The 25421-nt window shown below is 73.3% G+C and carries 19 protein-coding genes and 1 pseudogene; 1 reads left to right on the plus strand and 19 read right to left on the minus strand.

Annotation, left to right across the window (positions count from 1 at the left end):
* The 18 genes and pseudogenes from THESUDRAFT_RS13720 to tyrS form a co-directional block, all read right to left on the minus strand.
* Positions 1–329: pseudogene (locus tag THESUDRAFT_RS13720) on the minus strand (hypothetical protein); the annotation flags it as partial.
* Entirely contained in the window at positions 326–700 is a 375-nt protein-coding gene (locus tag THESUDRAFT_RS06440; protein WP_040826336.1) for a hypothetical protein, read from the minus strand. The gene THESUDRAFT_RS06440 and the pseudogene THESUDRAFT_RS13720, both read right to left, overlap by 4 nt.
* A gap of 149 nt (positions 701–849) precedes the next feature.
* Entirely contained in the window at positions 850–2394 is a 1545-nt protein-coding gene (locus THESUDRAFT_RS06445; protein WP_040827157.1) for an acyl-CoA carboxylase subunit beta, read from the minus strand.
* Positions 2395–2804: 410 nt separating this feature from the next.
* A complete protein-coding gene (locus THESUDRAFT_RS06450; protein ID WP_006903947.1) occupies positions 2805–4478 on the minus strand; it encodes a Glu/Leu/Phe/Val family dehydrogenase in 1674 nt (557 codons plus the stop codon).
* Positions 4479–4773: 295 nt separating this feature from the next.
* On the minus strand, positions 4774–5055 hold the full coding sequence (gene yajC, locus THESUDRAFT_RS06455) for a preprotein translocase subunit YajC (protein ID WP_006903948.1): 282 nt from the start codon (positions 5053–5055) through the stop codon (positions 4774–4776).
* A gap of 144 nt (positions 5056–5199) precedes the next feature.
* Positions 5200–6375, minus strand: coding sequence for a tRNA guanosine(34) transglycosylase Tgt (tgt, locus tag THESUDRAFT_RS06460; protein WP_006903949.1), 1176 nt, complete (start codon positions 6373–6375; stop codon positions 5200–5202).
* Between the two features lie 125 nt (positions 6376–6500).
* Positions 6501–7577, minus strand: a complete 1077-nt coding sequence (queA, locus tag THESUDRAFT_RS06465) for a tRNA preQ1(34) S-adenosylmethionine ribosyltransferase-isomerase QueA (RefSeq protein ID WP_006903950.1) — start codon at positions 7575–7577, stop codon at positions 6501–6503.
* Positions 7578–7857: 280 nt separating this feature from the next.
* On the minus strand, positions 7858–9693 hold the full coding sequence (locus tag THESUDRAFT_RS14990) for an anti-sigma factor domain-containing protein (protein WP_006903951.1): 1836 nt from the start codon (positions 9691–9693) through the stop codon (positions 7858–7860).
* Between the two features lie 140 nt (positions 9694–9833).
* Complete coding sequence (gene sigI, locus THESUDRAFT_RS06475) at positions 9834–10556, minus strand: RNA polymerase sigma factor SigI (protein WP_006903952.1); 723 nt, start codon at positions 10554–10556, stop codon at positions 9834–9836.
* Between the two features lie 192 nt (positions 10557–10748).
* Positions 10749–10979, minus strand: a complete 231-nt coding sequence (locus THESUDRAFT_RS06480) for a DUF2905 family protein (protein WP_006903953.1) — start codon at positions 10977–10979, stop codon at positions 10749–10751.
* An 88-nt stretch (positions 10980–11067) separates the two neighbouring features.
* Positions 11068–12210: a Holliday junction branch migration DNA helicase RuvB gene (gene ruvB, locus THESUDRAFT_RS06485; protein WP_006903954.1), complete on the minus strand. Its 1143-nt coding sequence runs from the start codon at positions 12208–12210 to the stop codon at positions 11068–11070.
* Entirely contained in the window at positions 12207–12872 is a 666-nt protein-coding gene (gene ruvA / locus THESUDRAFT_RS06490; protein ID WP_006903955.1) for a Holliday junction branch migration protein RuvA, read from the minus strand. The genes ruvB and ruvA overlap by 4 nt, the downstream gene beginning before the upstream one ends.
* The gene (gene ruvC / locus THESUDRAFT_RS06495; RefSeq protein ID WP_006903956.1) at positions 12869–13432 is read right to left on the minus strand and encodes a crossover junction endodeoxyribonuclease RuvC; all 564 of its coding nucleotides are present in this window, start codon (positions 13430–13432) and stop codon (positions 12869–12871) included. The genes ruvA and ruvC overlap by 4 nt, the downstream gene beginning before the upstream one ends.
* 455 nt (positions 13433–13887) lie before the next feature.
* Positions 13888–14472 (minus strand): hypothetical protein, encoded by a 585-nt coding sequence (locus THESUDRAFT_RS06500; RefSeq protein ID WP_006903957.1) that lies wholly within the window; start codon positions 14470–14472, stop codon positions 13888–13890.
* A gap of 208 nt (positions 14473–14680) precedes the next feature.
* Entirely contained in the window at positions 14681–15427 is a 747-nt protein-coding gene (locus THESUDRAFT_RS06505) for a YebC/PmpR family DNA-binding transcriptional regulator (protein ID WP_006903958.1), read from the minus strand.
* Positions 15428–15672: 245 nt separating this feature from the next.
* Positions 15673–16638: a cysteine synthase A gene (gene cysK, locus THESUDRAFT_RS06510; RefSeq protein WP_006903959.1), complete on the minus strand. Its 966-nt coding sequence runs from the start codon at positions 16636–16638 to the stop codon at positions 15673–15675.
* A gap of 239 nt (positions 16639–16877) precedes the next feature.
* Positions 16878–17561, minus strand: a complete 684-nt coding sequence (gene yunB / locus THESUDRAFT_RS06515) for a sporulation protein YunB (protein WP_242823365.1) — start codon at positions 17559–17561, stop codon at positions 16878–16880.
* Positions 17562–17778: 217 nt separating this feature from the next.
* Entirely contained in the window at positions 17779–19017 is a 1239-nt protein-coding gene (tyrS, locus tag THESUDRAFT_RS06520; RefSeq protein ID WP_051009254.1) for a tyrosine--tRNA ligase, read from the minus strand.
* A 236-nt stretch (positions 19018–19253) separates the two neighbouring features.
* Between tyrS and THESUDRAFT_RS06525 the strand changes: the two genes are divergently transcribed.
* On the plus strand, positions 19254–22475 hold the full coding sequence (locus THESUDRAFT_RS06525) for a transglycosylase domain-containing protein (RefSeq protein ID WP_006903963.1): 3222 nt from the start codon (positions 19254–19256) through the stop codon (positions 22473–22475).
* 194 nt (positions 22476–22669) lie between these two features.
* On the opposite strand, the gene THESUDRAFT_RS06530 is transcribed toward THESUDRAFT_RS06525, so the two are convergent.
* Positions 22670–25315, minus strand: a complete 2646-nt coding sequence (locus tag THESUDRAFT_RS06530; protein WP_006903965.1) for an endonuclease MutS2 — start codon at positions 25313–25315, stop codon at positions 22670–22672.
* Positions 25316–25421: the final 106 nt, after the last annotated feature.

Below are 25421 nucleotides of genomic sequence, written 5' to 3' on the forward strand. Positions count from 1 at the left end.
GGGCCGAAGCCTGCCCAGGCCCCAGGATGGGTCCCGCCCGGGCCACCACCGGCCGGGCCCAGGGGGCCGAGGGGGCCACCGGCCCCCAGCACCCCGCCCGCCGCCCAGGGCCAGCCCATGGCGGCCGCCGGCCAGAGGCCGGCACCGGGCCCGGCGGCCGGCCAGCCCGGTCCCGCCGGCCCGCTCCACGCCCCGGCCCCACCGGCGCCGGGAAACGCCGCCGGCCCGGTGGCGCCCGCCGTACCGCCGGGGCCCGCCGTGCCCGCCTCCACCGGTTCGACCCAGACGTCAAAGACCCAGCCGTTGACCGTCACCCGATAGCGTTTCATCCTCGTGTCCTCCCGTCCTTACGGCCCTGCCGGGTGGAGGCGTCCTGGGCCGGCGCCTGCTGCCGGCCGTCCGGCCGCTGGGCGGCGGGGGGATGGGGCCGGCGGGGGCGCGCCTGCATGGCCGTGCCGGCGGCCATCAGCTCTTGCCTGCCGGCCAGGGCCCAGGGCTGCGGCCACCCGCCACCCGCCGTGGGCAGGGCAGGCGAGCCCGCGATGGGGTTGCGCCCAAGGATTCCCGCCGCCCCGCCGCCGGCCCATGAAGGGCTCGCCGGCGCAGGCCCAAGGGGTTCGATCCGGAGCACCCTGACCGGCTGCCCCGCCTCTGCCTCCACGGCCGCCATGATGGCGGCCACCACCGCCGGAGGAATCACCCTCCCATCCTCCTCCCACACCGGGTTGCACCCGAAACTGCGCAGGGCCCGCCTCGCGGGTTGTTCCTCCCTCCGGGCTCCGGGCAGCGGGAGGACCCCCGCAACCGCCCCTCCCGCCTCCAGCCCCCCACCGCTCTGGGGCACCGGGTTCACAGGGGGATGTTGCCGTGCTTGCGGGCGGGGCGCTGCTCTCGCTTGCCGGCCAGGCTCTCCAGGGCTGCCGCCACCCGCGCCCGGGTCAGGGCCGGCTCGATGACGTCGTCCACATACCCCCGGGCTGCCGCCACGTAGGGGCTGGCGAAGACGTCCCGGTACTCCCGCACCTTGGCCGCCCGCATGGCGGCGGGGTCGTCCGCCTCGGCGATCTCCCGCCGGAAGACGATGTTGCAGGCCCCCTCCGGACCCATGACGGCGATCTCCGCCGTCGGCCAGGCAAAGGCGTAGTCGGCCCCCAGGCCGCGGCAGCACATGGCGATGTAGGCGCCGCCGTAGGCCTTGCGCAGCACCACCGAGATCTTGGGCACCGTCGCCTCGGCGTAGGCATACAGCACCTTGGCCCCGTGGCGGATGATGCCGCCGTGCTCCTGGGCCCGGCCCGGCAGGTAGCCCGGCGTGTCCACCAGGGTGATCAGGGGAATGTTGAAGGCGTCGCAAAAGCGCACGAAGCGGGCGATCTTGTCGGACGAGTCGATGTCGAGGCACCCGGCCAGCACCCGGGGCTGGTTGGCCACCACGCCCACCACCCGCCCGCCTAGCCGGGCGAAGCCCACCACGGCGCTCTGGGCAAAGCGCTGGTGAACCTCGAAGAAGGTCCCCCGGTCCACCAGTCCTTCGATGACCCGGCGCACGTCGTAGGGCTTGTTGGGATCCGTCGGCACCACCTGCTCCAGTTCCGGCGCGGGCCGTCCGGGCGGGTCGCCGGTGTCGAGAAGGGGCGGTTCCTCCAGATTATTGGAGGGCAAATAGCTCAGAAGGTGCCTGATCAGGCCCAGGCACTCGCGCTCGTCCCGGGCGTAGAAGTGGGCCACGCCGCTGCGGGTGGTGTGGGTCGCCGCACCGCCCAGCTCTTCGAAGCTGATCTCCTCGCCCGTCACCGTCTTGATCACGTCGGGCCCGGTGATGAACATCTGGCTGGTGCCTTCCACCATGAAGACGAAGTCGGTGATGGCGGGCGAGTAGACGGCACCCCCGGCACAGGGGCCCATGATCACGGAGATCTGGGGGATGACCCCCGAGGCCCAGGTGTTGCGGGCAAAGATCCGGGCGAAGCCGTCCAGGGAGGCGACGCCCTCCTGGATGCGGGCACCCCCGGAGTCGTTGATGCCGATCAAGGGCGCCCCCGCCTTGAGGGCCAGGTCCATCACCTTGACGATCTTCGCCGCGTGCATCTCCCCCAGAGTGCCGCCGATGACGGTGAAGTCCTGGGCGAAGACGTACACCAGCCGCCCGTCGATGCAGCCGAATCCCGTGATCACGCCGTCGCCCGGCGCCTCCTTGCCCTCCATGCCGAATTCCCGCGCCCGGTGCTGGACGAACAGGTCCAGCTCCTGGAAGCTGCCGGGGTCAAGCAGGAGGGCGAGGCGCTCCCGGGCGGTGAGCTTGCCCTTGACGTGCTGCTGGGCGATGCGCTGGGTCCCGCCCCCCTGCTCCAGCCGCTGCCGGCGGGACCGCAGTTCGGCCACCTTCTCGGCCATGGACGCAGGTCCCGCTGCACCGGACGGCGGCTCCCCCCGCCCGTTGTCCTGCCCGGTGCCCGCGGGGCTGCTCGCCGCCCGGCCGCCGGGCGCCTGGCCCGCCCCGGCCGCCCTGGCGGGGGCGGGAACCGCCTGTTCGTCCCGTTTCGCCTTGCCGTCGCTGGTCATGGTCCCTTCGGTCCTCCGGTTTCTCGCCCGGTTTCGCCACGCCTTGCTGGCCCGCGGCCCGGCCCGGAACCCGGCTCGGGCACCGTGGACCGGGCCCGGGACCGGCCCAGGACCCGGGCCTTGACGCGGGATGCCGCCGGGATCCCGCTCGCCGGCCCGGGCACCCGACCGGAAGCCGCCCGCGCGCCGGTCCACCGGATCCGGCCGCCGGCCCGGTACGGCCGCGGGCCTGGGCCCCGGGTCTAGGAGCGGAAGCTGCTGTCGGTACGGTGGATCCAGCCCCTCACCCGCATGGCCTCGGCCACCCGGGCCACCGCCACGGTGTAGGCGGCCAGCCGCAGATCCCGGGTCGGGAGCCGCTGCCCCGCCTCCCAGACCCGGTGGAAGGCCCGCACCATCCGCTCCTCCAGCCGCTGGTTGACCTCGTCCTCCGACCAGTACCAGTGGCACTGGTTCTGGACCCACTCGAAGTAGCTGACGGTCACGCCCCCGGCATTGGTCAGGATGTCGGGCAACACCACCACGCCCCGCTCCACCAGGATGCGGTGGGCCTCGGGGGTGGTGGGGCCGTTGGCGATCTCGCCGACGAGCCGCGCCTGGATCCGGCCCGCGTTGGCAGCGGTGATCTGGTTTTCCAGGGCGGCCGGCAAAAGGATATCACAAGGCAGGGTAAGCAAGTCTTCGTTGGTGATGGTGCGGGCGCCCGGGAAGCCGGACACGCTGCCGGTGGCCTCCTTGTGGGCGGCCACCGCCTCGGGTTCCAGGCCCCCTTCGTTGACGATGGCGCCCCCCGAGTCGCTGACGGCGATGACCCGGACCCCCATGTCGTACAGCAGCCGGTGGGCGATGCTGCCCGCGTTGCCGTACCCCTGGATCGCCACCGTGGCGTGGCGGATGTCCAGGCCCATGGCCTGGGCCGCTTCCCGGACCACAGTGACGGCACCCCGGGCGGTGGCTTCGTGGCGGCCTAAGGAGCCGCCGATCACCAGGGGCTTGCCGGTCACGATGCCGAAGGCGTTCTGCTGGCGGATCTGGCTGAACTCGTCGGCAATCCAGGCCATCACCTGGGCCGTGGTGTAGACGTCGGGGGCCGGGATGTCCTTCTCCTCCCCCATCACCTGGGCCATGGCCTGGATGTAGCCGCGGCTCAACCCCTCCAGTTCCCGCGCCGACATCCGCTTGGGATCGCAGACCACCCCGCCCTTGCCGCCGCCGAAGGGAATCTCCAGCAGGGCGCACTTGAGGGTCATCCACATGGACAGGGCCTTGACCTCATCAGGGGTGACCTGGGGGTGGAAGCGGATCCCGCCCTTGGTCGGCCCCAGGGCGTCGTTGTGCTGGGAGCGGTAGCCCACGAAGACCTCGGTGCGCCCGTCGTCCATCCGGACGGGGATCGCCACCTCGATGAAACGCAGCGGCCGCGCCAGGATCCGGTAGACGGCGGGGTCCAGGCCCAGCACCTGGCAGGCGCGGGCAATCTCCTGCTTGGCCACCTCGTAGGGGTTGGGCAGGTCGGCACCCGTCTCCACCTTGCCGTCCCCGGCTCCGGCCCCGGCCGGACCGCCGGTCTCCCGGGCCGGCCCGGGTTGCGGCGCAAGGGTGGTTCCGGTGCCCTGCCGGGCCGCCGGCCCCTCCGGCCGGGCTGGCTGGGCTGCCGTCTCGCCCGCCGCCTCCCGTCCCCTGGCCGGCTCCGCCGGCGCCTCGGCCGGGGCGGGAACGGGCGGAGCCAGCGGCGCCGCCACCTCCATGGCCGTCGCCCCCGGGCGCGGCCCGGCGGCCGCCGGGGAGGGCGGGGGCCCCTGCTTCCCGGCAGGTTTCCCGGCAGGCTCCCCGGGCCGCCCCGGATCCGGCCGCGCCGGCGCGGGCCGCTCCTGCTCGGCCTGCTCCGGCCTCCCGCTCGAACCGTACCCTGTCATCGTGAGGCCCCCTTCCACGGCACGTGGTGGCGGCAAGCCCCCGCGACCCCGGGAGGGTCGCAGCCTCCCCCCGGCGGGCCCGCGCCCGGCCCCGGACCCGGCGGGGCTTCCGGCTCACGGCAGCGGGAGGCCCGGCCGGACTTCCTGCCGGTGGCCCCTCTCCCGTACCAGGTACGCCGGCCGGCGGCCGGTTCGTCCCATGGCAAACCGGCCGCCGGCCATCCTTCCGGGCTTCCGTCGCGCTCGGCCGGTGCAAGAAGCCCAACAGGTTACCCCTTCCCCCAGGGACGGCGGGCTAGTCGTCCTGCCCCAGCACCCGGGCAACGGCGTCCCGGCTCAGGCGGATCTCCACCTTGTCGGCGATGCGCAGGCGCACCGTGTCTTCGTCGACCCTGGTCAGGGTGCCGAAGATGCCGCCGATGGTGACCACCTTGTCGCCGGCCTTCAGCCGTGCCAGCATCTCCCGGCGCCGCTTCTGCTGCTGCTGTTGGGGCCGGATCAGCATGAACCACATGAGGCCGAAGAACACGGCGAAGATCAGCAGGTTCGAAAGCAGGGCATTCCCCTGTTCCGGCACAGCGCCACCTCGCTTTCCTCCAAGAGAGTGTACCCTTCACGGCTTCGCCGGGAGGCCCGGGCCTCCTGCCCTGCAGGGCCGCGCCCGCAGGGGACCGCCTGCGCCTTGCGCCCCATCGCCTTGGAGCCGTGTCGTCTGAGCCCGTCATCCCGCCGGCAGCGGTTCCGGCTCCGGCGGGCGGAAGCCCAGCGCCGCGCCTTCTTCCCGGTAGAACGCCGCCCGGAACTCCGGCAGGCGGTCCTCCCGCACCGCCTGGCGCAGGCGCTCCATGAAGCGCTGGAGGTACCGCAGGTTGTGGATGGTGGTGAGGCGCATGCCCAGGGTCTCGTTGACCTTGAGCAGGTGCCGGATGTAGGCCCGGGAGAAGTGGCGGCAGGCGTAGCAGTCGCAGGCCGGATCCAGGGGGCCGAAGTCCCGGGCGTAGGCGGCGTTGCGCACGGTGATCCGTCCCTGGGAGGTGTACACCGTTCCGTGCCGGGCCATCCGGGTGGGCAGGACGCAGTCCATCATGTCGATCCCGCGCCACACGGCCTCCAGGATCAAGTCGGGCGTCCCCACGCCCATCAGGTAGCGGGGCCGGCCGGCCGGCAAGAGAGGTACCGTCACGTCCAGCACGGCCACGGTGACCCCGGCGGGCTCGCCGACGCTCAGGCCGCCCACGGCATAGCCGGGGAAGTCCAGCTCCGCCAGTTCCTCCGCCGAGCGGCGGCGCAGGTCGGGATAGGCTCCCCCCTGCACGATGCCGAAGAGGGCCTGCCGGTCGGGGTCCCCGTCTTCCTGCCAGGCGCGGTGGCAGCGGCGGGCCCAGCGGGTGGTCCGTTCCACGCTGGCCTCCACCTCGTCCCGGCGGGCCGGATACGCCAGGCACTCGTCGAAGCACATGATGATGTCCGCCCCCAGGTCCCGCTGGACGGCCATGGACAGCTCGGGGGTGAAGAAGTGCTCGGAGCCGTCCAGGTGGGACCGGAAGCGGACGCCGTCGCCGGTGACCTGGCGCAGTGCGGCCAGGCTGAACACCTGGAATCCGCCGCTGTCGGTCAGGATGGGCCGGTCCCAGGCCATGAAGCGGTGCAGGCCGCCGGCCTCCGCCACCACCTGGGACCCGGGTCGCAGGTACAGGTGGTAGGTGTTGCTCAGGATGATCTGCGCCCCCACCTGGTGCAGCTCGTGGGGGCTCAAGGTCTTCACCGCGGCCTGGGTGCCCACGGGCATGAACACCGGCGTCTCCACCACCCCGTGGGGCGTGTGGAGCCGCCCCGCCCGGGCGTGGCTGTGGACTTCGTGGTGTTCCACGGTGAACCAGCCGTCCCAGCGGCCCAACGATCCCGTCCCTCCCACCCTCAGGTCCGTGCCCGGCCGCCCTCCGGCTCTCCCGCCCTGCCGGCACGGCCACGACGGCCCGTCGCCCGTCCCGGCGATCCCCGTCACCCGGCCGGGGGCCGCCCTTACTCCGGCAGGGCCGGCTCCTCCCTCCCCGCCGGCACCGCCCCGGGCAGGATCAGCATGGCGTCACCGAAGCTGAAGAACCGGTAGCGCCGGGCCACCGCCTCCCGATAGGCGGCCAGGGTCTGCTCCTTGCCCAGCAGTGCCGCCACCAGCATGATCAGGGTCGACCGGGGCAGGTGAAAGTTGGTGATCAACCCGTCGATGGCCTTGAAGCGGTAGCCGGGGTAGATGAACAGGTCCGTCCAGCCGCTGCCCGGCCGGACGGTCCCGCCGGCCGCCGCCACCGTCTCCAGGGTGCGGGTCACGGTGGTGCCGACGGCGATCACCCGGCCGCCGGCGGCGCGGGCGGCGTTGATCGCCTCCGCCGCGGCCGGTTCGACCCGGTAGAACTCGGCGTGCATCTGATGTTCCTCGACCCTCTCGGCGGTGACGGGCCGGAAGGTGCCCACCCCCACGTGGAGGGTGAGGTAGGCGATGCGGACGCCCTGGTCCTGGAGCCGCTTCAGCAGCTCCGGGGTGAAGTGCAGGCCCGCCGTGGGCGCCGCCACCGAGCCCTCTTCCCGGGCGTAGACCGTCTGGTACCGCTCGGGGTCCTCCAGCTCGGCGCGAATGTACGGCGGCAGGGGGACCCGGCCCAGGCGGTGCAGGGTTTCGTCCACCGTCTCCCCCGGCGGCGGCTCCAGACGGATGACCCGTTCCCCGCTGTCCCGGGCTTCCTCGACGTACACCCGCAGGGGCCGCTCCTCGCCGCACACCACCTCCGTGCCCGGGCGCACCCGCCGGCCGGGCCGGGCCAGGGCCAGCCAGCGGCCTCCGTCCAAGGGCTGCAGCAGGAGAAACTCCACCTGCCCGCCGGTGGGCCGGCGCCCGTAGAGGCGGGCCGGCCGCACCCGGGTGTCGTTGAGCACCAGGCAGTCGCCGGCGCGCAAGAACCGCGGCAGGTCGCGGAAGCGGGCGTGCAGCCAGCGCCCCGTGTCGCGGTCGACCACCATCAGGCGGGAGGCGTCCCGCCGGGCCAGCGGCTGCTGGGCGATCAGCTCCGGCGGCAGATCGTAATCGAACTCGTCAACGCGCATGCCCCTTCTCCTTCTGGCTCCGCGTTCTCCATGGCGACCTCGTACCCTCTTGCCCCGGGCGCGCCGGGCGGGGTCCCGGGCTGCAGGGTGGTGCGCCCGGGGCGTGGCGGTGGCCCGATGGGCCCTGCGGACCGCAGCCGCCTCGCCGGGTCACGTGGGGAATTATGACACAAAAAACCCCGGGGGCTCGCCACCCCGGGGCCGGATATCCTGCCGGCCGTCATGCCCGCTGCCGCGTGGCCGCCTGGGCCCGGCCATCCTTCCCTGCTCTCACGCCGCCTCAGCGACACAGCAAGGGATCGGTGATGCCGCCCACCAGGGAGCCCAGGAGCCCGCCCCCGTCCTGGCAGGTCACCAGCCCCTCCAGGTCGTCCAGCAGCATCCCGCCACCCGCCGGGCCCGTACCGGTATCGCCGGCCGTCGATCCCGGCGACCCCGCTTCGCTGCCCGTTCCGCCGCGCGTGCCGGTGCCCGCGGTCGAGCCGCCACCCCCTCCATCCCCGCTGGTGGTTCCGCTCCCCGTGCCGGCGCCGGTGGAGCCCGCCGCGGTCCCGGTGGTGCCGGAGCCGCCTCCCGCAGCGGGGCGGGTGGACCCGCCCAGGCCGGTGCCGGGCAGGGGGAGGGGCAGGCGAACGCTGCCATCCCCTTGCCCGCCGCTCCCAGAACCCGCCCCCGAATCGCCGTTCCCGGTGCCTTTGCTGCCGCCGTTCCCGCCGGGCAAGGCCCGCGGCCACCCGGGCACGGAGGGAACCGGGGACGAGCCCGGCCGCCCGGGCCGAACCTGGGTACCAGGGGCACCGGAACCCGTCTTCTCCTTGGTCTTGCGGCCGGTGCCGGCCTTCTTCCCCGGGCCGCCGGCTCCCGGGCCGGACTCCCCGCCCGCACCGCCGCCCTGGCCTGCCTGGCGGCCTCCGGCCTTGCCCGCCGCACCGCCCTTGCCGTCCTGATCGCCGCCATGTCCCCTGGCCTTGCCCTTGCCCTGCGGCTCCCGTTCCGCCCCGCCGTCCGGCGAGCCGAGGAGGTTCACGGGCAGGATGACCTGCAGGATGCCGTCCTGCAGCACCTGTCGGAGGGTGCTCACCCGTTCCAGGCCGGCCAGCACGTCTGCGGCTCCGTCACCGCCCGCGCCCCCCGCATCCCGGTCACGCCCGTTGCCGGCGTTCCCGCCACCGGGCGCGGCATGCCCGCCGCCGGGGTTCCCCTGGTCCGTGCCCCCGTTCCCCGCGCCGGCAGCGGGTCCCTCCGCGCCGCGGTCCGGTCCGGGCGCCACGCCACCGGAACCTGCCACCGGCCCGCCGGTGCCTCCCTGCCCCGGCCGGCCGGTACCGGTCCATCCCCGTCGCACCTGCTCCGGTGGCAGGCTGGCCAGCCGGGCCAGCAGGTCGCCGACCACCGCGGGCTCCAGGGTAGTCCCCGTCCCCTGCCGGTCGAGGGCCTCCACCTCAGCCCCCAGGACCGCCGCGGTCTTGAACACCGAAAGCCCCGCCTGCCGCGCCAGCCGGGCCAGCCGGGGCCCCAGGTGCGGCTCGTCCACCGCCACCACCGCGGCGGCCACCGCCTCCGGCCGCTGGCGCAGCACCACGGCCGCACCCCGCTGGGCGCGGGCCACCGCCTGCCGTACCGCAGGTGGCAGGCGCCGGCCTTCATCCAGCGGTGCGGCAGCGATCACCACCACTCCGGGCAGGAGGCTGTCCTGCCGGGCGGCCCGTTCCACCAGCAGGACCACCACCCGGTCCACCGGCAGGCCGACCCAGGCCGCCGGGTCGACCAGGGCCGCCGCCGCCTCGGTCAAGGGTTCGACCCCCAGCACGGCCGCCCAGGGGTCCGTCACCAGCCCGACGCTGGCCGGATCCAGATCGACGGTGACGTAGCTTGCCGGACCCGCCGCCGCCGGGGTCACCAGGAAGCCGCTGAAGACGGCCACCAGCAGGGCCGCCGCGGCCGCCCAGGCCAGCAGCGGTCGCCAGGAGGGGCGCCGGGCCACCAGGTCCAGATGAACCTCCTGGCCCACATACCAGCGGCGACCGCGCAGGGGCACCCGCAGGAACTGGCCCCCCTCCCGCAGGACGACGGCACGATCTCCGTCGATTTCCAGCACGACCGCCTTTGTCGTCACGGCCCTGCACGCCTCCCCCGGCCGGTCCGTCCATCACAATCCGGCCTTCGTTAGTCCTTACGCAAAGAACCGGTTCGGTTCTGGGGTGAATGTCGCCTCCGCCCCCGAAAATCCGCCCCGCGCGCCTCCGCCCGTGTTCCTCACGCCAGGTATTCCTGGAGGAATACATAATCGCCGATGAGGATCAGGGCAACGGCGACGATGTACTTGCGCTGGCGCTCGAGCGTCTTGCGGGACGCCTGCACCTCGGGGTCGGCCGCCAGTTCCCGCAAGGGCAGGGTCCGGTTCTTCAGCAGCGCCTCCCGGTATGCCGGCACCGACGCCAGGCGCCGGGCCACCTGGATGGCCCGGTCCCGCGCATCCTTGTGCTTGGGGCAGTTCTCCACCAGATCGCTGAAGCGGATGCCGAAGCGGGCAAGCTCCTGCTGGAAGCGCAGGATCTCCTGGCGGCGTTCCCAGGCTTCCTCCGCCAGGGCGTGCTGGTCCAGGGCAGCCTGGACGTCCACCTGGTTGACGGGGTGGCCCTCCTCGTCTTCGGTCTCCAGGTCGCTGAAGGGGACCACGGCCCGCGTCGCCGACTGCTTGCGGAAGTGGTCGATGAGCCGGCGCTTGATCACCGTCTCGGCGAAGGCGATGAAGTTGTTGCCCCGGGTGTCGTCGAAGCGGTCGATGGCCTCGTTGAAGGCCAAAAGGCCGATGCTGATCTCCTCGTCCTGGCCGGCGTGCAGGTAGCGGCCGCACACGCGGGAGGCCACCTTGAGCACAAAGGGGGTGTACGCCCGGATCAACTCGTTGCGGGCATGCTCATCCCCGGCCTTGGCCTGGACGATCAACTGGTCCGTCCCCAGGGGGCTCGGATGCATGGCTCCACCCCGTCGGCAAGTCCCGTCGCCGGCCACCCGTCCGGCGGGCCACCACCGGATCCACCGGCCCCTCCCCCGCCCTTCACCATCGCCGGCCACCGCCCCGGGAAGGCGGCCGCCGGTGCGGGACCGGTGACCGGCCGCCGGACCCGCCCGGCGGCCGGGAACCCGCAGCACCGGCCCCGCAGGCGGCTAGCGCCCGCGGAACAGCAGATTCAGCACCAGGGTCAAGAGCAAGCTCAACAGCAGCGAGCTGGCGAGAGGAAAAAAGAAGGTGAAGTTTCCGCGCCGGATGACGATATCCCCAGGCAGGCCGCCGAAGCCGGCCCGGCCGGCGAGCCAGAGAAGGAGCCCCAGGGCCGCCAGGCCCAGGCCCATGAACACCAGCCAGCGTCCGATGTCCGTCAGCCCCACGGTCCTCACCCGGCCTTCCGGTGATCTCCCGTCTTGTTTCCCTGTTCCCGGCCCATCCCACGTCTCCTACAAAGTTTGCAATAACATGACGAAATGATTACAAGCCCAGCCCGGGCAGTTCCTGCTGGGCGCTGCCGGTTTCGTCCCGGGACGAGCCCGAACCGCCGCGGGCCGGGCCGGAGCCCGCCCGGGCCCCGCCGGGCCGCACCCCCGTTTCGGGGCCTTCAGCATCCAGCCAGGCCGGCACGGGCAGCCCCAGATGCTCGTAGGCGCGGCGCGCCAGGACCCGCCCGCGGGGCGTGCGCTGGAGGAAACCCATTTGCATGAGGTAGGGCTCGTAGACGTCCTCGATGGTTTCGGGTTCCTCGCCGATGGCCGCGGCCAGGGTCTCCAGCCCCACCGGCCCGCCGCCGTAATGCTGGGCCATGACCGCCAGCAGCCGCCGGTCGGCCCGATCCAGGCCCAGCGGGTCGACCTCCATCAGATCCAGGCCCGCCCGGGCCACCTCCGCGGTGATGACGCCCTCCGCCCGCACCTGGGCGTAATCGCGCAACCGGCGCAGCAACCGGTTCGCCACCCGCGGCGTGCCTCGCGCCCGCCGGGCCACCTCCGCGGCACCTTCGGGGTCGATGGCCACCCCCAGGATGCCGGCGGCCCGCAACACGATCCGGGTCAGCTCCTCCGGCCGGTAGTACTCCAGGCGCAGCAGCACGCCAAAGCGGTCCCGCAAAGGACCCGTCAGCCGTCCCGCCCGGGTGGTCGCACCCACCAGGGTGAAGCGGGGCAGGTCGATGCGCAGGGACCGGGCGGCCGGACCCTTGCCGATGATCAGGTCCAGGGCGAAATCCTCCATGGCCGGGTAGAGGATCTCCTCGACCGGTCGCGGCAGCCGGTGGATCTCGTCGATGAACAAGACGTCCCGGTCGTTCAGGTTGGTCAGGAGCGCGGCCAGGTCACCGGCCCGCTCGATGGCAGGACCGGAGGTCATCCGGAAGCCCACGCCCAGCTCCCGGGCGATGACCTGGGCCAGGGACGTCTTGCCCAGGCCGGGGGGACCGTACAGCAGCACGTGGTCCAGGGCGTCGCCCCGCTCGCGGGCCGCCTGAATATAGATGGAAAGCTTCTCCTTGACCCTTTCCTGGCCCGGGAAGTCGTCCAGGGACTGGGGCCGCAGCCCCGCCTCCAGCGGTGCATCGCCGGCCTGCAGGCGGCTGGAGACCACGCGTTCTTCCTCGATCACCGGGCCGCACCTCCCGCCGCTCGGGCGCCGGCCAGGGCCCGCAGGGCGGCCCGCACCCAGGCCGCCGCCGGGGCGCCCGGTTCGACCTGGCCGGCCACCGCCGCCAGGGCACCCTCGGCCTCAGCGCGGCTGTAACCCAGGGCCTCCAGGGCCGCCAGGGCATCGTCCCGGGGCGAGGCTTCGCCGGTACCCGGCGAAGGGACCGCCCCCGCCGTGCCCGTGGCGGCCGGGCCGCCCGCGGCACCGTCCTCCGCCAGCGGCTGCCCCAGCCGGTCGCGCAATTCCGTCAGCAGCCGCCGGGCCAGCTTGGGCCCGACCCCAGGCACCCGGGTCAGCAGGGCGGGATCCTGGAGGACCACGGCCCGCCGCAGGTCTTCGGGGGTCAGGACCGACAGCACCGAGAGGGCGACCCGTGGCCCGACCCCCGACACGGCCACCAGGGCGTCGAAGGCCGCCTGCTCGTCGGCCGTGGCAAAACCGTAGAGGGACCACTGGTCTTCCCGGACCACCAGCCGGGTGAGGAGCCGCACGGGCTCACCCACCGGCGGCAGCCGGCGCTGGGTCTGGCGGGAGACCGCGACCCGGAAGCCCACCCCGCCCACGTCGATCCAGGCTTCGTCACCGTGGAAACCGGCCAGCTCGCCGCGCAAGAAGGCGATCACCGGACCGCCCCCCTCTGGAACGGTGCCGCACCGGCGTCGGGGAGGCCCCGCGATCCGCCCCGCCCCGGAGCCCCGGTCCCGCCCCAAGCCGAGGTCTGGGCATGCAGGCAACACACGGCCACCGCCAGGGCATCGGCGGCATCGTCCGGAACGGGCGGCCGGGCGAGCCCGAGCAGCGCCTGGACCATGCGCTGCACCTGGACCTTGGAGGCGCGGCCGTACCCCACCACCGCCTGCTTGACCTCGTGGGGAGCGTACTCGTGGACGGGAAGCCCCGCCTGGGCCGCTGCCAGCAGGGCGACACCCCGGGCCTGTCCCACGTGCAGGGCGCTGGACCGGTTCTTCTGGAAGAACAGGCGCTCCACCGCCATCGCCTGGGGCTGGTAGCGGCGGAGGAGCTCCTGGAGATCCCGGTAGATGGCGGCCAGGCGCTGAGCCGGGGGCTGGCTGGCCGGGGTACGGATCACGCCGTAGGTCACGGGCACCAGGGTGGTACCGGCCACCGCCACGACGCCGAAGCCCATGGTCGCCGTCCCCGGGTCGATGCCCAGCACCTGCAACGCTCATCCCTCCGTTCATCCGGTGGGGGTTCGACAGGCGCCAGGGTGGTTCCTTGTGGAAAGCCAAGGGCCGCGCCGAGGACCGCGGGGCATCGGACCCCGTGGCGGCGGAGCCGGGGTGGCCCACCGCGGCGGCATGGCCGGCAAGACCCAGCCCCACCGGGCGCGCCGGGCTTCGGCCAGCCCATGGGAGGGCCTGCCCGTCCCGGGCGGCCGGTCACGGCCCGGGTCCCGTGGGTGCGGGGCGGGACGCCTGCACAGCGGCATGGGAAGCGGCCTGGAAGGCAGCACGGAAAGGGTGTGGCCAACGACGGAAGGGCGCCGGAACGGGAGCGGGCGCTCCCTGGCCGAACCTCCTCCGGTTCAGCGGGACGGCGGCCTCCGGAACGGGATGCCGCCCGCGGGCTCCGGCGAGGGGCTCCAGCCCGCTCGCGGCCGCCGGCGACGGGTCGCAGCTACGGCGTCAGGCTCTCCAGCACGTGCCAGGCTTCGGCCTCGCCTTCCACCACCAGGCCGCGCTCCAGCCGGCGCCGGTCGCCGGGCAGGAGGCGCTCCTCGGGCACGGTGGTGAGCAGGCGCAGGGGCCCGAGGCCGTCGCCCTGCTCGCCGGGCCGGCCGTAGTACACCGCCACCCGCCCCTGGTGCAGGCCCACCGTGCGGTACCGCAGCCAGGCCTGGGGCGGGCACGGCTCCTGGACCTCCCGCTCCAGGACCACGCGGTCGGGCGTGGCCTCCACCAGCCGCCAGGTGTCGCGGCTGCGCAAGAGGTCGGCGACGCGCCAGCCCGTTTCCAGGGCGGTGGGCGGCCGTTCCGTCTCCAGCACCACGCCGCGGCAAGCCGGGTACCGGGTTCGCTCGACCAGCCGGGTCTCCGCCGTCAGGGTGGCGGCCCGCGCGGGCGGCGCGGGCTTGCGGGCGGCCGGCGCCCGTTCGTCCCGCCCGGCGTCCAGCCGCCACCAGTAGGCGCCCGCGGCCACCCCGCCCAGGATGGCCACCGCCACCAGCGTGGCCGTTACGGCCTGCTTGCGCCCCAGTGCCACGGGCCCGCCTCCCGAACCGTACCCGCTCCGCGGCGGGCACTTCTTCTGGAAGGCGAGGATGCCCGGAGGGGCCTTGCCCTATACCACGCCCCGGACCACCCCGATGCCCGGTGGCCATGGCCGCGTCCCCTCACCTGCTCCCGGCTCCCGATGCCGCACAGATGCCGTCGCGGGCCGCAGCGGGCCGCCTTTCCCGGGCGGGGGCCGTTCAGGATTCCACCAGCAGCTCGTCGGGCAGCTCGAAGTTGCCGTAGATCTCCTGCACGTCGTCGTGGTCCTCCAGGGCATCCAGCAGCCGCAGCAACTGCTCCGCCTCCTTGCCCTCCACCTTCACCTCGGTCTTGGGGACCATGCGCAGCCCGGCATCCTCCACCGGCACGCCGGCCTTTTCCAGCGCCTCCCGGACCCGGTGAAGGTCGTCGGGATCGGTGTAGATCACGAAGCTGCCGTCCTCGGCCTTCAGATCCTCGGCCCCCGCCTCCACGGCCAGGAGCAGCAGGTCGTCTTCCGCGGGCGCTCCCTGGGCCGAGACGGTGATGACGCCCTTGCGGTCGAACATCCAGGCCACGCACCCGCTCTCGCCCAGGTTGCCGCCGTGCTTGGCGAAGATATGCCGGATCTCGCCGGCGCTACGGTTGCGGTTGTCGGTCAGGATCTCCAGCATGAGGGCTACGCCGCCGGGGCCGTAGCCTTCGTAGACGAGCTCCTCGTAGTTCTCCGCCTCGGACTCGCCCAGGCCGCGCTTGATGGCCCGCTCGATGTTCTCCGCCGGCATGCTGAACTGGCGCGCCCGCTCCAGCGCCAGGCGCAGGCGGGGATTGGCCTCCGGATCCCCGCCGCCCTGCCGCACGGCGGTGATGATCTCCCGGGCCAGCTTGGAGAAGATCTTCCCCTTCTTCGCGTCCTGCCGAGCCTTGCGGTGCTTGCGGTTGGCCCACTTGGAGTGCCCGGCCATGCTCCTTCATCCTCCCGTGACGTGCCGAATGCAGGATGAATGCGCGCTGCGGCCGGCACCATGGCCAGCCGCAGCCGGGGCCGCGCCCTGTCGCCGCGCCCTATTGTAGCACGGCCCTCCGGGGCCGCGGCATCCTGCCGGGCGGCCCCCCTCCCGGCGGCAGGTCCCCCGGGGCCGCCGGCCGGCGGGGCCGGCTCGCGGGACGGAGGGGGAGCAGGGCATCCCCTGCCTGCCCGCGGCGCGGCTTACTCCTCGTCGCGGACGAAGGCGGCCAGGTCTTCCATCATGGAGAGGTAGCGCTCCCCGGTGTCGGGCAGCACCGCCAGCACCCGCCGGCCCGGACCCAGTTCCCGCGCCACCTGCCGCGCGGCCCATGCCGCCGCGCCCGACGAGATGCCGGCCAGAAGTCCTTCCTCCCGGGCAAGGCGGCGCATCATGATCACCGCGTCCTCATCCCGGACGGGGATGATGCGGTCGATCACCTGCCGGTTCAGCACCCGCGGGACGAACCCGGCCCCGATGCCCTGGATGCGGTGGGGCCCCGGCTCCCCGCCCGAGAGCACGGCCGAACCGGCCGGTTCGACCGCCACCACCAGGCACCCGGGCAGCTGCTCCTTGAGCACCTCCCCCACCCCCGTCAGGGTGCCGCCCGTCCCCACCCCGGCGACGAAGGCATCCAGCCGCCCGTCCATCTGCTCCAGGACCTCCCGGGCGGTGGTCCGGCGGTGGATCTCGGGGTTGGCGGGGTTGTCGAACTGCATCGGCATGAAGTACGTCGGATGCTCCGCCACCAGCTCCTGCGCCCTGCGGATGGCGCCCGCCATGCCCTCGGTCCCGGGCGTGAGGACCAGCTCGGCGCCGTAGGCCCGTAGCAGCGCCCGGCGCTCCAGGGACATGGTCTCGGGCATCACCAGCAGCAGGCGGTACCCTTTGACCGCGGCCACCATGGCCAGGCCGATGCCGGTGTTGCCGCTGGTGGGCTCCACGATGGTGTAGCCCGGCTTGAGGCGGCCATCCCGCTCGGCGGCTTCGATCATGCTCAGGGCGATGCGGTCCTTCACGGACCCGGCGGGGTTGTACGACTCCAGCTTGACCCAGACCTCGGCGCTGTCGCGGGGGATCACCTTGTTGAGGCGCACCACCGGCGTCGCGCCCACCAGTTGCAGGACGTCGGTCGCCACGCGACCCGCCTGCTGCTTGACGTCGGCCAAGGCCGCGACCTCCCGTTTCCAGATGCCAGAATGACGACCCCGAAAGCTGGGACCGGCGGGAAGGGCTCCCGCCCAAATCCAGCATACCATGATCGGCAAACTTGGAAACGGGGCCGCACGGCCCCGATCCCTGGCGAGGCGGCCAGGGCGCCGGCGGCTGCGGGGGCGATCCCCGGGCCCGTCCGCGCCCGGCGCAGCAGGCTCCCAGCCTATGGTGAGGGCCTCTCATGGGGAGCGTCCTACGGTGGGCCACCCGACCCCGGCGCGCCGCCCGGCCACGGGACCACCCAGGGCGGCACCTCGCCCGGTATCACCGTCTCCACCAGGGGGACCGGGACCTCCACCGGGACGGTATCGCCGTACAGGGGGATGGCCACGCGCACGGAGGTGCGGATCACCAGCACCACCCGGTGGCGCACCTGGTTGATGCCCGCTCCGTCGAACCGGCTCTGAACGTCCACGTCCACCCGGCCCAGGGGCAGGATGCGTACGGGCACACCGGGACCCCAGCCGGCCACCAGGGGATTGCCCAGGGCCGCCCCCAGGGGGATCACCACAGGCAGCGACCGCAGGTGGTTGAGCCGGTCCTGTACGGCCCGCATCACCCGGGCCTGGACGTCGACGATCAGCGGGGTGTTCACCTGGACGAACACCGGCCGGCCGCCGTCGTACCGCACCCGGATCACGTCCTCGGGCTGGTACCGGCCGGCGATCTCCGCTTCCACGGCGGCACCGATGGCCTCCACCGCCCGGATCTCCGCTTCCCGCCGGGCAACGGCCATGAGGGCCGGCGCGAGAGCCCGGTCCGCCGCCCAGCCGATCCCCGCGAGGACGAGCAGGGCCAGCACCACCACCCCGCGTGGCCCCAGGCGCAGCCGGGGCGGCCACCCCACCCCGGACCGCCGGCGGGTCCTGCGGCGCACGTAGGCCAATGCTGTCACCGCCCCGGGACCGGCCGAGCCGGTCCCGGGGTATGTGTATGCGGGCGTGAACAACGCCTGAACGGAGGAGGCCACCGGAGCCGGCGCACACCCACCGGCGGGCCGGCCGCCGGCCCCGGCGGCAGCGGGGCACCGGGGACCCGCCGCTGCACCGGGTGGGGCCGCCCCTGCCCCGGCCCCGGGCCGTCCCTCGATTCACCTAGCGGGAACCCGGCAACCGCAGCCGCGCGAACCGCCGCTTGCCCACCTGAAGGACGGCCCCGTCCGCGGGGGCCAGTTCGTCCTGGGGGGAAGCCACCCGCTGGCCGTCCAGGCGCACGGCGCCCTGCTCGATCAGGCGGCGGGCCTCGCTGTTCGACGACGCCATGCCGGCCGCGCGCAGCAGCCGTACGGCATCCAGGCGCGGGGCCGGCAGCACCACCTCGGGCATCTCGGCCGGCAGCTCGTGCCGGCTGAAGACCCGCAGGAACTCCTCCTGGGCCGCATCGGCCGCCGCCCGGCCGTGGTACATCCGCACCAGGGCGTGGGCCAGGCGGAGCTTGGCATCCCGCGGGTTCACCTGACCGGAGGCCATGCCCTGCTCCAGCCGGCGGATCTCGCCCATGTCCAGATCCGTGGCCAGCACCATGTACTTGACGATCAGCTCGTCGGGGATGGACATGGTCTTGCCGAACATCTCGCCCGGCGGGTCGGCGATGGCGATGTAGTTCCCCAGGGACTTGGACATCTTGTCCTTGCCGTCGGTGCCCTCCAAGAGGGGCATCAGCAGGGCCACCTGGGCCTCCTGGCCGTACTCGCGCTGGATCTCCCGGCCGACCAGAAGATTGAACTTCTGATCCGTCCCGCCCAGCTCTACGTCGGCGCGCACCGCCACCGAGTCGTAGGCCTGGGCCAGCGGGTAGAGGAACTCGTGGATGGCGATGGGCCGCCCTTCCCGATAGCGCTGGGCGAAGTCGTCCCGCTCCAGCATCCGGGCCACGGTATACCGGGCCGCCAGGCGGATCACGTCGGCGAAGGTCATGGGCCCGAGCCACCGGGCGTTGAAGGTGAGCTCCGTCCGCTCCATGTCCAGGATGCGCCCCAGCTGCTCGGCGTAGGTGCGGGCGTTGGCCCGGACCTGTTCCTCCGTAAGCTGCGGGCGGGTCACCGACTTGCCTGTCGGGTCGCCGATGCGGCCGGTGAAATCGCCGATGATCAGGACCACCTGGTGCCCAAGGTCCTGGAACTGCCGCAGCTTGCGCAGCACCACCGTATGGCCGATGTGCAGGTCGGGAGCGGTGGGATCAAGCCCCAGCTTCACCCGCAGGGGCCGGCCCGTTTCCACGGACCGCTGCAGCTTCTGCAAGAGCTCCTCTTCCGAAACGATCTCCGCGGCTCCGCGGCGGAGCAGCTCCAGCTGCTCGTGGGCCGGGAGTGCCGGGCCACCCGGTTGGGCCATGGCCGTTGCACCGTTCCCCTTCCTTCGACGGACTGGAACGAAGGTAATATAACCGGCATGGACTGACAAGGCGCGCTCCGGGGGGACGGCGCGGCCGGGCGGCGAAATATGCCCGTGGTATAATCGGCAGGACGAACCGGCCCCCACCGCCGCCGGCCGCACGCCTTCCGCTGCTGGCGCGGGACGGGCGGGCAAGGTTCCCCGGAGGGAGAGCATCCACAGGGGGAGGGACCTGCGTGGCCGGTTATCCCCATGCGCCCGCGGGCGGTGGCCCGCGGCGGCGCAAGCCATGGTGGCGCCGCATTCGCTGGATGCGGCTCTTCCTGTTCCTGGTCTTCCTGTTCGGAATCAGCGGCACCGTGCTGGCGGCCGGTTTCATGATGGGCGCGGTGCGGGCCATGGGGCCCATCACCGCCCTGCGCCCCCAGGTGGCCCAAACGTCCTTCATTTATGACCGCCACGGCGAGCTGCTGACCGAGATCACCGGACCCGAGAACCGCATCGTCGTTCCCCTAGAGCAAATCCCCGAACACGTCCGGCAGGCCTTCATCGCCATCGAGGACGAGCGTTTCTACGATCACTTCGGGGTCGATCCCATCGGCATCGCGCGGGCCCTGATCAACAACCTGCGGGGCGGCTACCTGCAGGGTGCCAGCACCATCACCCAGCAGCTGGCCCGCAGCGCCTTCCTGACCCAGGACCGGACCTGGCGGCGCAAGGTCCAGGAGGCCATCCTGGCCATCGAGCTGGAACGCCGCTTCACCAAGGACGAGATCCTGGAGATGTACCTCAACCAGATCTACTTCGGGAACGGGGCCTACGGCATCCAGGCGGCATCGTACACCTACTTCGGCAAGCCGGTGGAGGAACTCACCATCGCCGAAGCGGCGGTGCTGGCCGGCATCCCCAAGAACCCGTCGGCCTACCCTCCGCCGCCCATCCCGGAACCGGGGGACGAACCGTCGCCGGAGGACCAGCAGCGGGCCGAAAACGGCCGCTGGAAGGAGCGCCAGCGCCTGGTCCTGACCAAGATGCGGGAACTGGGCTTCATTACCGAAGAGCAGTACCGCGCGGCGCTGGAGGAAGACGTCCTGGGCAACCGGCCCAAGACCGCACCGAACAATCCCCAGCGGGACCAGAACGTCTTCGGCCACGTGGTGGATTACGTCATCGAGGAAACCCAGCGCATCCTGGCCGAACAGCTGGCGGCAACCCGCGGGCTCAGCCCGTCGGAGGCCCAGCAGCGGGCCGAAAGCATGCTCTACCAGGGCGGCCTGCGCATCTATTCCACGGTCGATCCCGAACTCCAGCGGGCAGCGTACCGCGCCCAGCATGAGCACCTGCGCCGGCTGGGCTACCCCATGCCGACCCCGGAGGACCGGTTGCGCGGGCCCCAGGCGGCCGCCGTCCTCATCGATGTGGAACAGGCCCAGGTGGTGGCCCTGGTGGGCGGGCGCTTCTACGACGGCCCCCTGGGCGCCCGCAACTTCAACCGGGCCACCACGGCCCGGCGCAGCCTGGGGTCGGCCACCAAGCCCCTGACCGCCTACGGCCCGGCGCTGGCCGCGGGCTACACGCCCGCCACCGCCGTGGACGATGTGATCCAGGTGGTGCCCTCGGGCGGTTCCACCAAACCCATCGGCAACTACGACGACCGGTACTTCGGCTTCACACCCTTCCGCTTCGGTCTGAAGCGGTCCATCAACACCGTGGCCATCCAGGCCGTCCAGCTGGTGGGCGTTGACCAGGCCTGGGAGTTCGGCCGGCGGCTGGGGCTGAATCTGGTCGAGAAGGACCGGGATATTTCCCCCCTGGCCCTCGGGGGGTTCACCAACGGGGTCACCCCGCTGGAGGTGGCCGACGCTTACGCCACCCTGGCCCGCGGGGGCGTGCGGGAACCCGCCTACATCGTGTCGGAGATCCGGGACGCCCAGGGCCGGGTGCTGTACCGCCACCAGAGCCACAAGGAGGCCGTGGTGGACGAGAAGGTGGCCTACCTCTTGGCCGACATGATGCGCGACGTGATGGAACCCCACCGCTTCCCCGCCGGCATCCCGCTCTACCAGCCGTCGTCGGGCACCGGCTACAGCGTGCACAACAACTACTTCCGCCGTCCGGCCGCCGGCAAGACGGGCACCCATCAGGACCGGGACGTCTGGTTCGTCGGCTTCACGCCCCAGTACGCCGCGGCGGTATGGGTGGGCTATGACGAGTACAACGACAAGGTCCGCAGCCTGCCGCGCGGTGCGTCGGGCGCCGGCGTCCCCGGCCCCATCTGGGGCCGCATCATGGCCGCGGCCCACGAGGGCAAGCCCGTGCGCTGGTTCGACCCGCCCCGGGGCATCGTGACCGCCACCGTCTGCGCCAACACGGGGCTCTTGCCCGGGCCCAACTGCCCGGAGGAATTCCAGTACCGGGAGGTCTTCATCGCCGGCACCCAGCCCTCCGAGGCCGAAAACCTGTGGGTGAAGATGCCCGTCTGCGCGGAGAACCCCGAGTTCCTCTACGCGCCCAACTGCGCGTGTACACCGCAGGAGAAGGCCTTCTTCAACCGGCCCCTGGCGAATCTGCCGGAGAACGCGCCCGAACCCAAGGACTACGCCCTGATGCCACCCGATCCGGAGAAGGCGTCGTGCGCCGCGTCGCCGGTGTTCCAGCGGGACAGAGGTCCCAACGAGATCTGGCTCACCCCCCAGGGCGCGGTCCCCGGCGAGATGGCGGTGACCGGGGCCCCGGGCGCCACCGTGACCGTCCGCCTCACGGACGTGGCCGGCCGTGACCATCAGGTCAGCGTGCCCTTGCCGGACCGGCAGATCCAGGTGGGCGCCCTGCAAAGCGTGGAGGTCCCGCTGACCCTACCCGCGGAGCCGGGCCAGCAGGAGTACCGGATCACCGCCACGTCCACCGCCCCCGACGGCGGGAAGACCACCCTGGTGGTCCGCCTGCTGGTCACCGTCCAGGGGGCGGCGCCCGGCCAGGGTGGCGGGAACGGTGGCGACGGCGGCAACGGCGGGGGCCGTGGTGACCAAGGCGCCACGGTGACCGTCCGGCTGCTGGGCGACGCAGGCGCCACCGGTCCCGCGGCGCCCGTGCAGGTGCGGGCCGGGCAGCCGCTCGAGCTGACCATCGAGGACGGCATCGGCCAGGACCACAACAACGTGGTGATCATGGTCGACGGCCAGCCCATGCCGCCGGTCAAGGTGCGGGCCAACCGCTCGACCACGCTCACCTTCACCTTCGACCATCCGGCGCAACACCGGATCGACATCTCCCACCTTCCGAACCATCCGGCGGAGGACGTCACCATCGTGGTCGAGGTGGTGGCGGCGGAAGGCGGCGGGAGCGAGGGTGGCGAGGATGGCAGCGAGGGCGGGCAGGCCATCCTGCCCATCGGGCCCGGGGTGTTCCGGGTCGACTGGGATCGCTGGTGGGCGGCCCTGACGGGCCGGGCGGCGTGAGGGCGCACGCCGGGAACGGGCGGCAGGATCCAGGTGAGCAGGGGGCCCGGCTGCAGCCGGGCCCCCTGCTGTGTGGGCTCGCACCGACCGTCAGGATGAACTCCGCCGGGCGCCGGGCGCCGCCGCCGGCGGCCGAGCCACCGGTCGTTGCCCTCGCCGCTCAAGGTACCGGGCCCGCTCCGTCGCGAGACGGTCTACAGGCTGTCCTTCAGCACCGCCACCGTAGCCCCCGCACCGCCCTCATTGGGTGCTCCCAGCCGGTAGGAGGCCACGGCCGGGTGCTTGCGCAGGTAGTCGTGAACGGCCCGGCGCAGCGCCCCCGTCCCCTTGCCGTGGATGATGCGCACCTGGGGGACCCCGGCCAGGATGGCGTCGTCCAGGTACTTGTCAAGGCGAGCCAGGGCCTCGTCCACCGTCAGCTGGCGCAGGTGGATCTCCGGCTCGAAGTCCCGCGCCTTGGCTTGCAACAGCCGCGCCCTCTCCAGGGCCCCCGTCGGGGCCGTGCCCTCCGGCGTGACGGAACCGGGCTCGCCCGCCCGGCGCCCCCGGCCCGAGCGCCTGCCGGTGGCCGCCGCTCCGCCGGTACCAGCGCCCGGTCCTGCCGCCGGGCCACCCGGCCCGGTGCCCGCCGGTTCGTCCAGGAGGCGCAGGTCTGACCGCGGCACCCGCAGGCGCAGGATGCCGGCCTGGACGGTGACCGGCTCGCCGGGGTCGGCGGGCACCTCCAGCACCTCGCCCTCCTGGCGCAGGCTGAGCACCTCCACCCGAGCGCCCGGCCGCAAGGCGGCCGCCAGCGCCGCCGCGGCCCCTTCCCGCGCCCGGCGCCGGGCTTCCTCGGCCTGCTGCCGGACCGCCGCCGCCCGACCCTCCAGATCGCCCAGACCCTGGCGGGTCTCCTCCAGGACCGCCCGGGCCGCAGCCAGGGCCTCGGCGGCCCGGGCTTCCACGGCCGCGACGGCGGCCGCCGGCCCCTCTCCCGCGTCCAAGGCATCCCCTTCCACCAGGGCCTGGCGGGCACGGGCCAGTTCCTCCAGCGCCCCTTCCAGACGCCCCATGGCCGCCCGCAGGCGGGCCACGAGGCCCTCCGTCTGCCGCCGGGCCTCCTGCAGGGCTGTGGCCATCTCCCGCTCCAGGGCTTCCAGCCGCGCCCGGTGCTCCTGGCGCTGCTCCTCCATCTCCCGGAGGCGCTGGTGACGCAGGGCCTCGGCCTCCCGGCGACGGGTCTCCGCCTCGGCGCGGAGGGCGGCGATCTCCCGCCGGTCCGCCTCCATGGCGGCGATGAGTTCCTCCACCCGGTGGGCACCGGCTCCCATCACCTGCCGCGCCCGCTGGACGATGGGCTCGGGCAGGCCCAGCCGCTGGGCGATGGTCAGGGCCATGCTCTTGCCGGGCAGGCCGATCCACAACCGGTAGGTGGGGCGCAGGGTTTCCGGGTCGAACTCCACGCTGGCGTTCTCCACTCCGGGCTGCTGGTAGGCGTACGCCTTGAGGGCGCTGTAGTGGGTGGTGGCCACCACCAGGCAGCCGCGGGAGCGGAAGTGCTCGATCAGGGCCACCGCCAGGGCGGCCCCCTCGTCGGGGTCCGTGCCGGCGCCGATCTCGTCCAGCAGCACCAGGGCGCCCGGCCGGGCGGCCCGGGCAAACCCGACGATGGCGCTCATGTGGGACGAGAAGGTGCTCAGGCTCTGCTCGATGCTCTGCTCGTCCCCCACGTCGCAGAAGATCTGCGGGAACACGCCCAGGGCGCTGCCGGGCGCCGCCGGGATGTGGAGGCCCGCCTGGTGCATCAGCGCCAGGAGGCCCACGGTCTTCAGGGTCACCGTCTTGCCGCCCGTGTTGGGTCCCGTGATCACCAGGGTGTCGAACCCGGCCCCTTCCCCGAGCCACACGTCGATGGCCACCGCACCCGGTCCCAGCAGGGGGTGGCGGGCTCGCTTCAGGTCGACCCGGGGCCGGTCCAGGGTCTCGGGCCGCTCCGCCCGCATGGCCAGGGCCAGCCGGCCCCGGGCCACGATGGCGTCCAGTTCCGCCAGCTCCTCCAGGGTGGCCGCCAGCTCGTCGCCCGCCGCAGCCACCAGGCGGGTGAGTTCGGCCAGGATCCGCTCCACTTCTTCCTGTTCTTCCGCCTCGGCCTCCCGCAGGCGGTTGCCCAGTTCCACCACCGCCATGGGTTCGATGAACAGGGTGGCGCCGCTGGCCGACTGGTCGTGGACCACCCCGGGCACCTGGGCCCGGGCCTCGGCCTTGACAGGAAGGACGAACCGGCCCCGCCGCTGGGTGACCAGGGGCTCCTGGAGGGCCGCCGCCCACTGGGGCGAGCGGATCATCTCCTCCAGCCGGCGGCGGATGGCCTCTTCCAGGTCGGCCAGGCGCCGCCGCAGGCTCGCCAGCCGCGGGCTGGCCTCGTCCCGCACCCGGCCGTCCTCGCCGATGGCGGCCGCCACCGCTTCCTCCAGGGCCGGCTGTGGGGTCAGCCGCGCCGCCCGGGCCGCCAGCCGCGGGCAGGTGGCTTCCCGCTGGGCGAGGAAGCTCTTCAGGCGCCGGGCGCCCCGGGCCGTACCCGCCACCGCCAGGAGTTCGTCCGGCGCCAGCATGCCCCCCTTGGCCGCCCTCTGCAGGGAACGGCGGATGTCGGCCAGGCCGCCCAGGGGGATCTCCCCTTCCCGCTCCAGCAGGCGGGCCGCCTCCTCCGTCTCCGCCTGGCGCTCCCGGACGGCCTCAGGGTCCGTCAAGGGTTCCAGGGCGCAGCAACGCTCCGCCCCCAAAGAAAAACTGGCCTGCGCGGCCAGAAGCTCCAGGATCTTGGCATACTCCAGCCGGTCCAGACTGCGTGGATCCATGGTGGCCTCCCTGGGTCCCGTGCCGCCGGGCGATGCCCGGCCCCCGCCGCTGCCCGGCGGCGGCCGGCCTGCGGCGGATCCATGGCCCCGCGACCCTTCTCCTCTC

The sequence above is a fragment of the Thermaerobacter subterraneus DSM 13965 genome (assembly GCF_000183545.2).
Classification (GTDB): Bacteria; Bacillota; Sulfobacillia; order Thermaerobacterales; family Thermaerobacteraceae; genus Thermaerobacter; species Thermaerobacter subterraneus.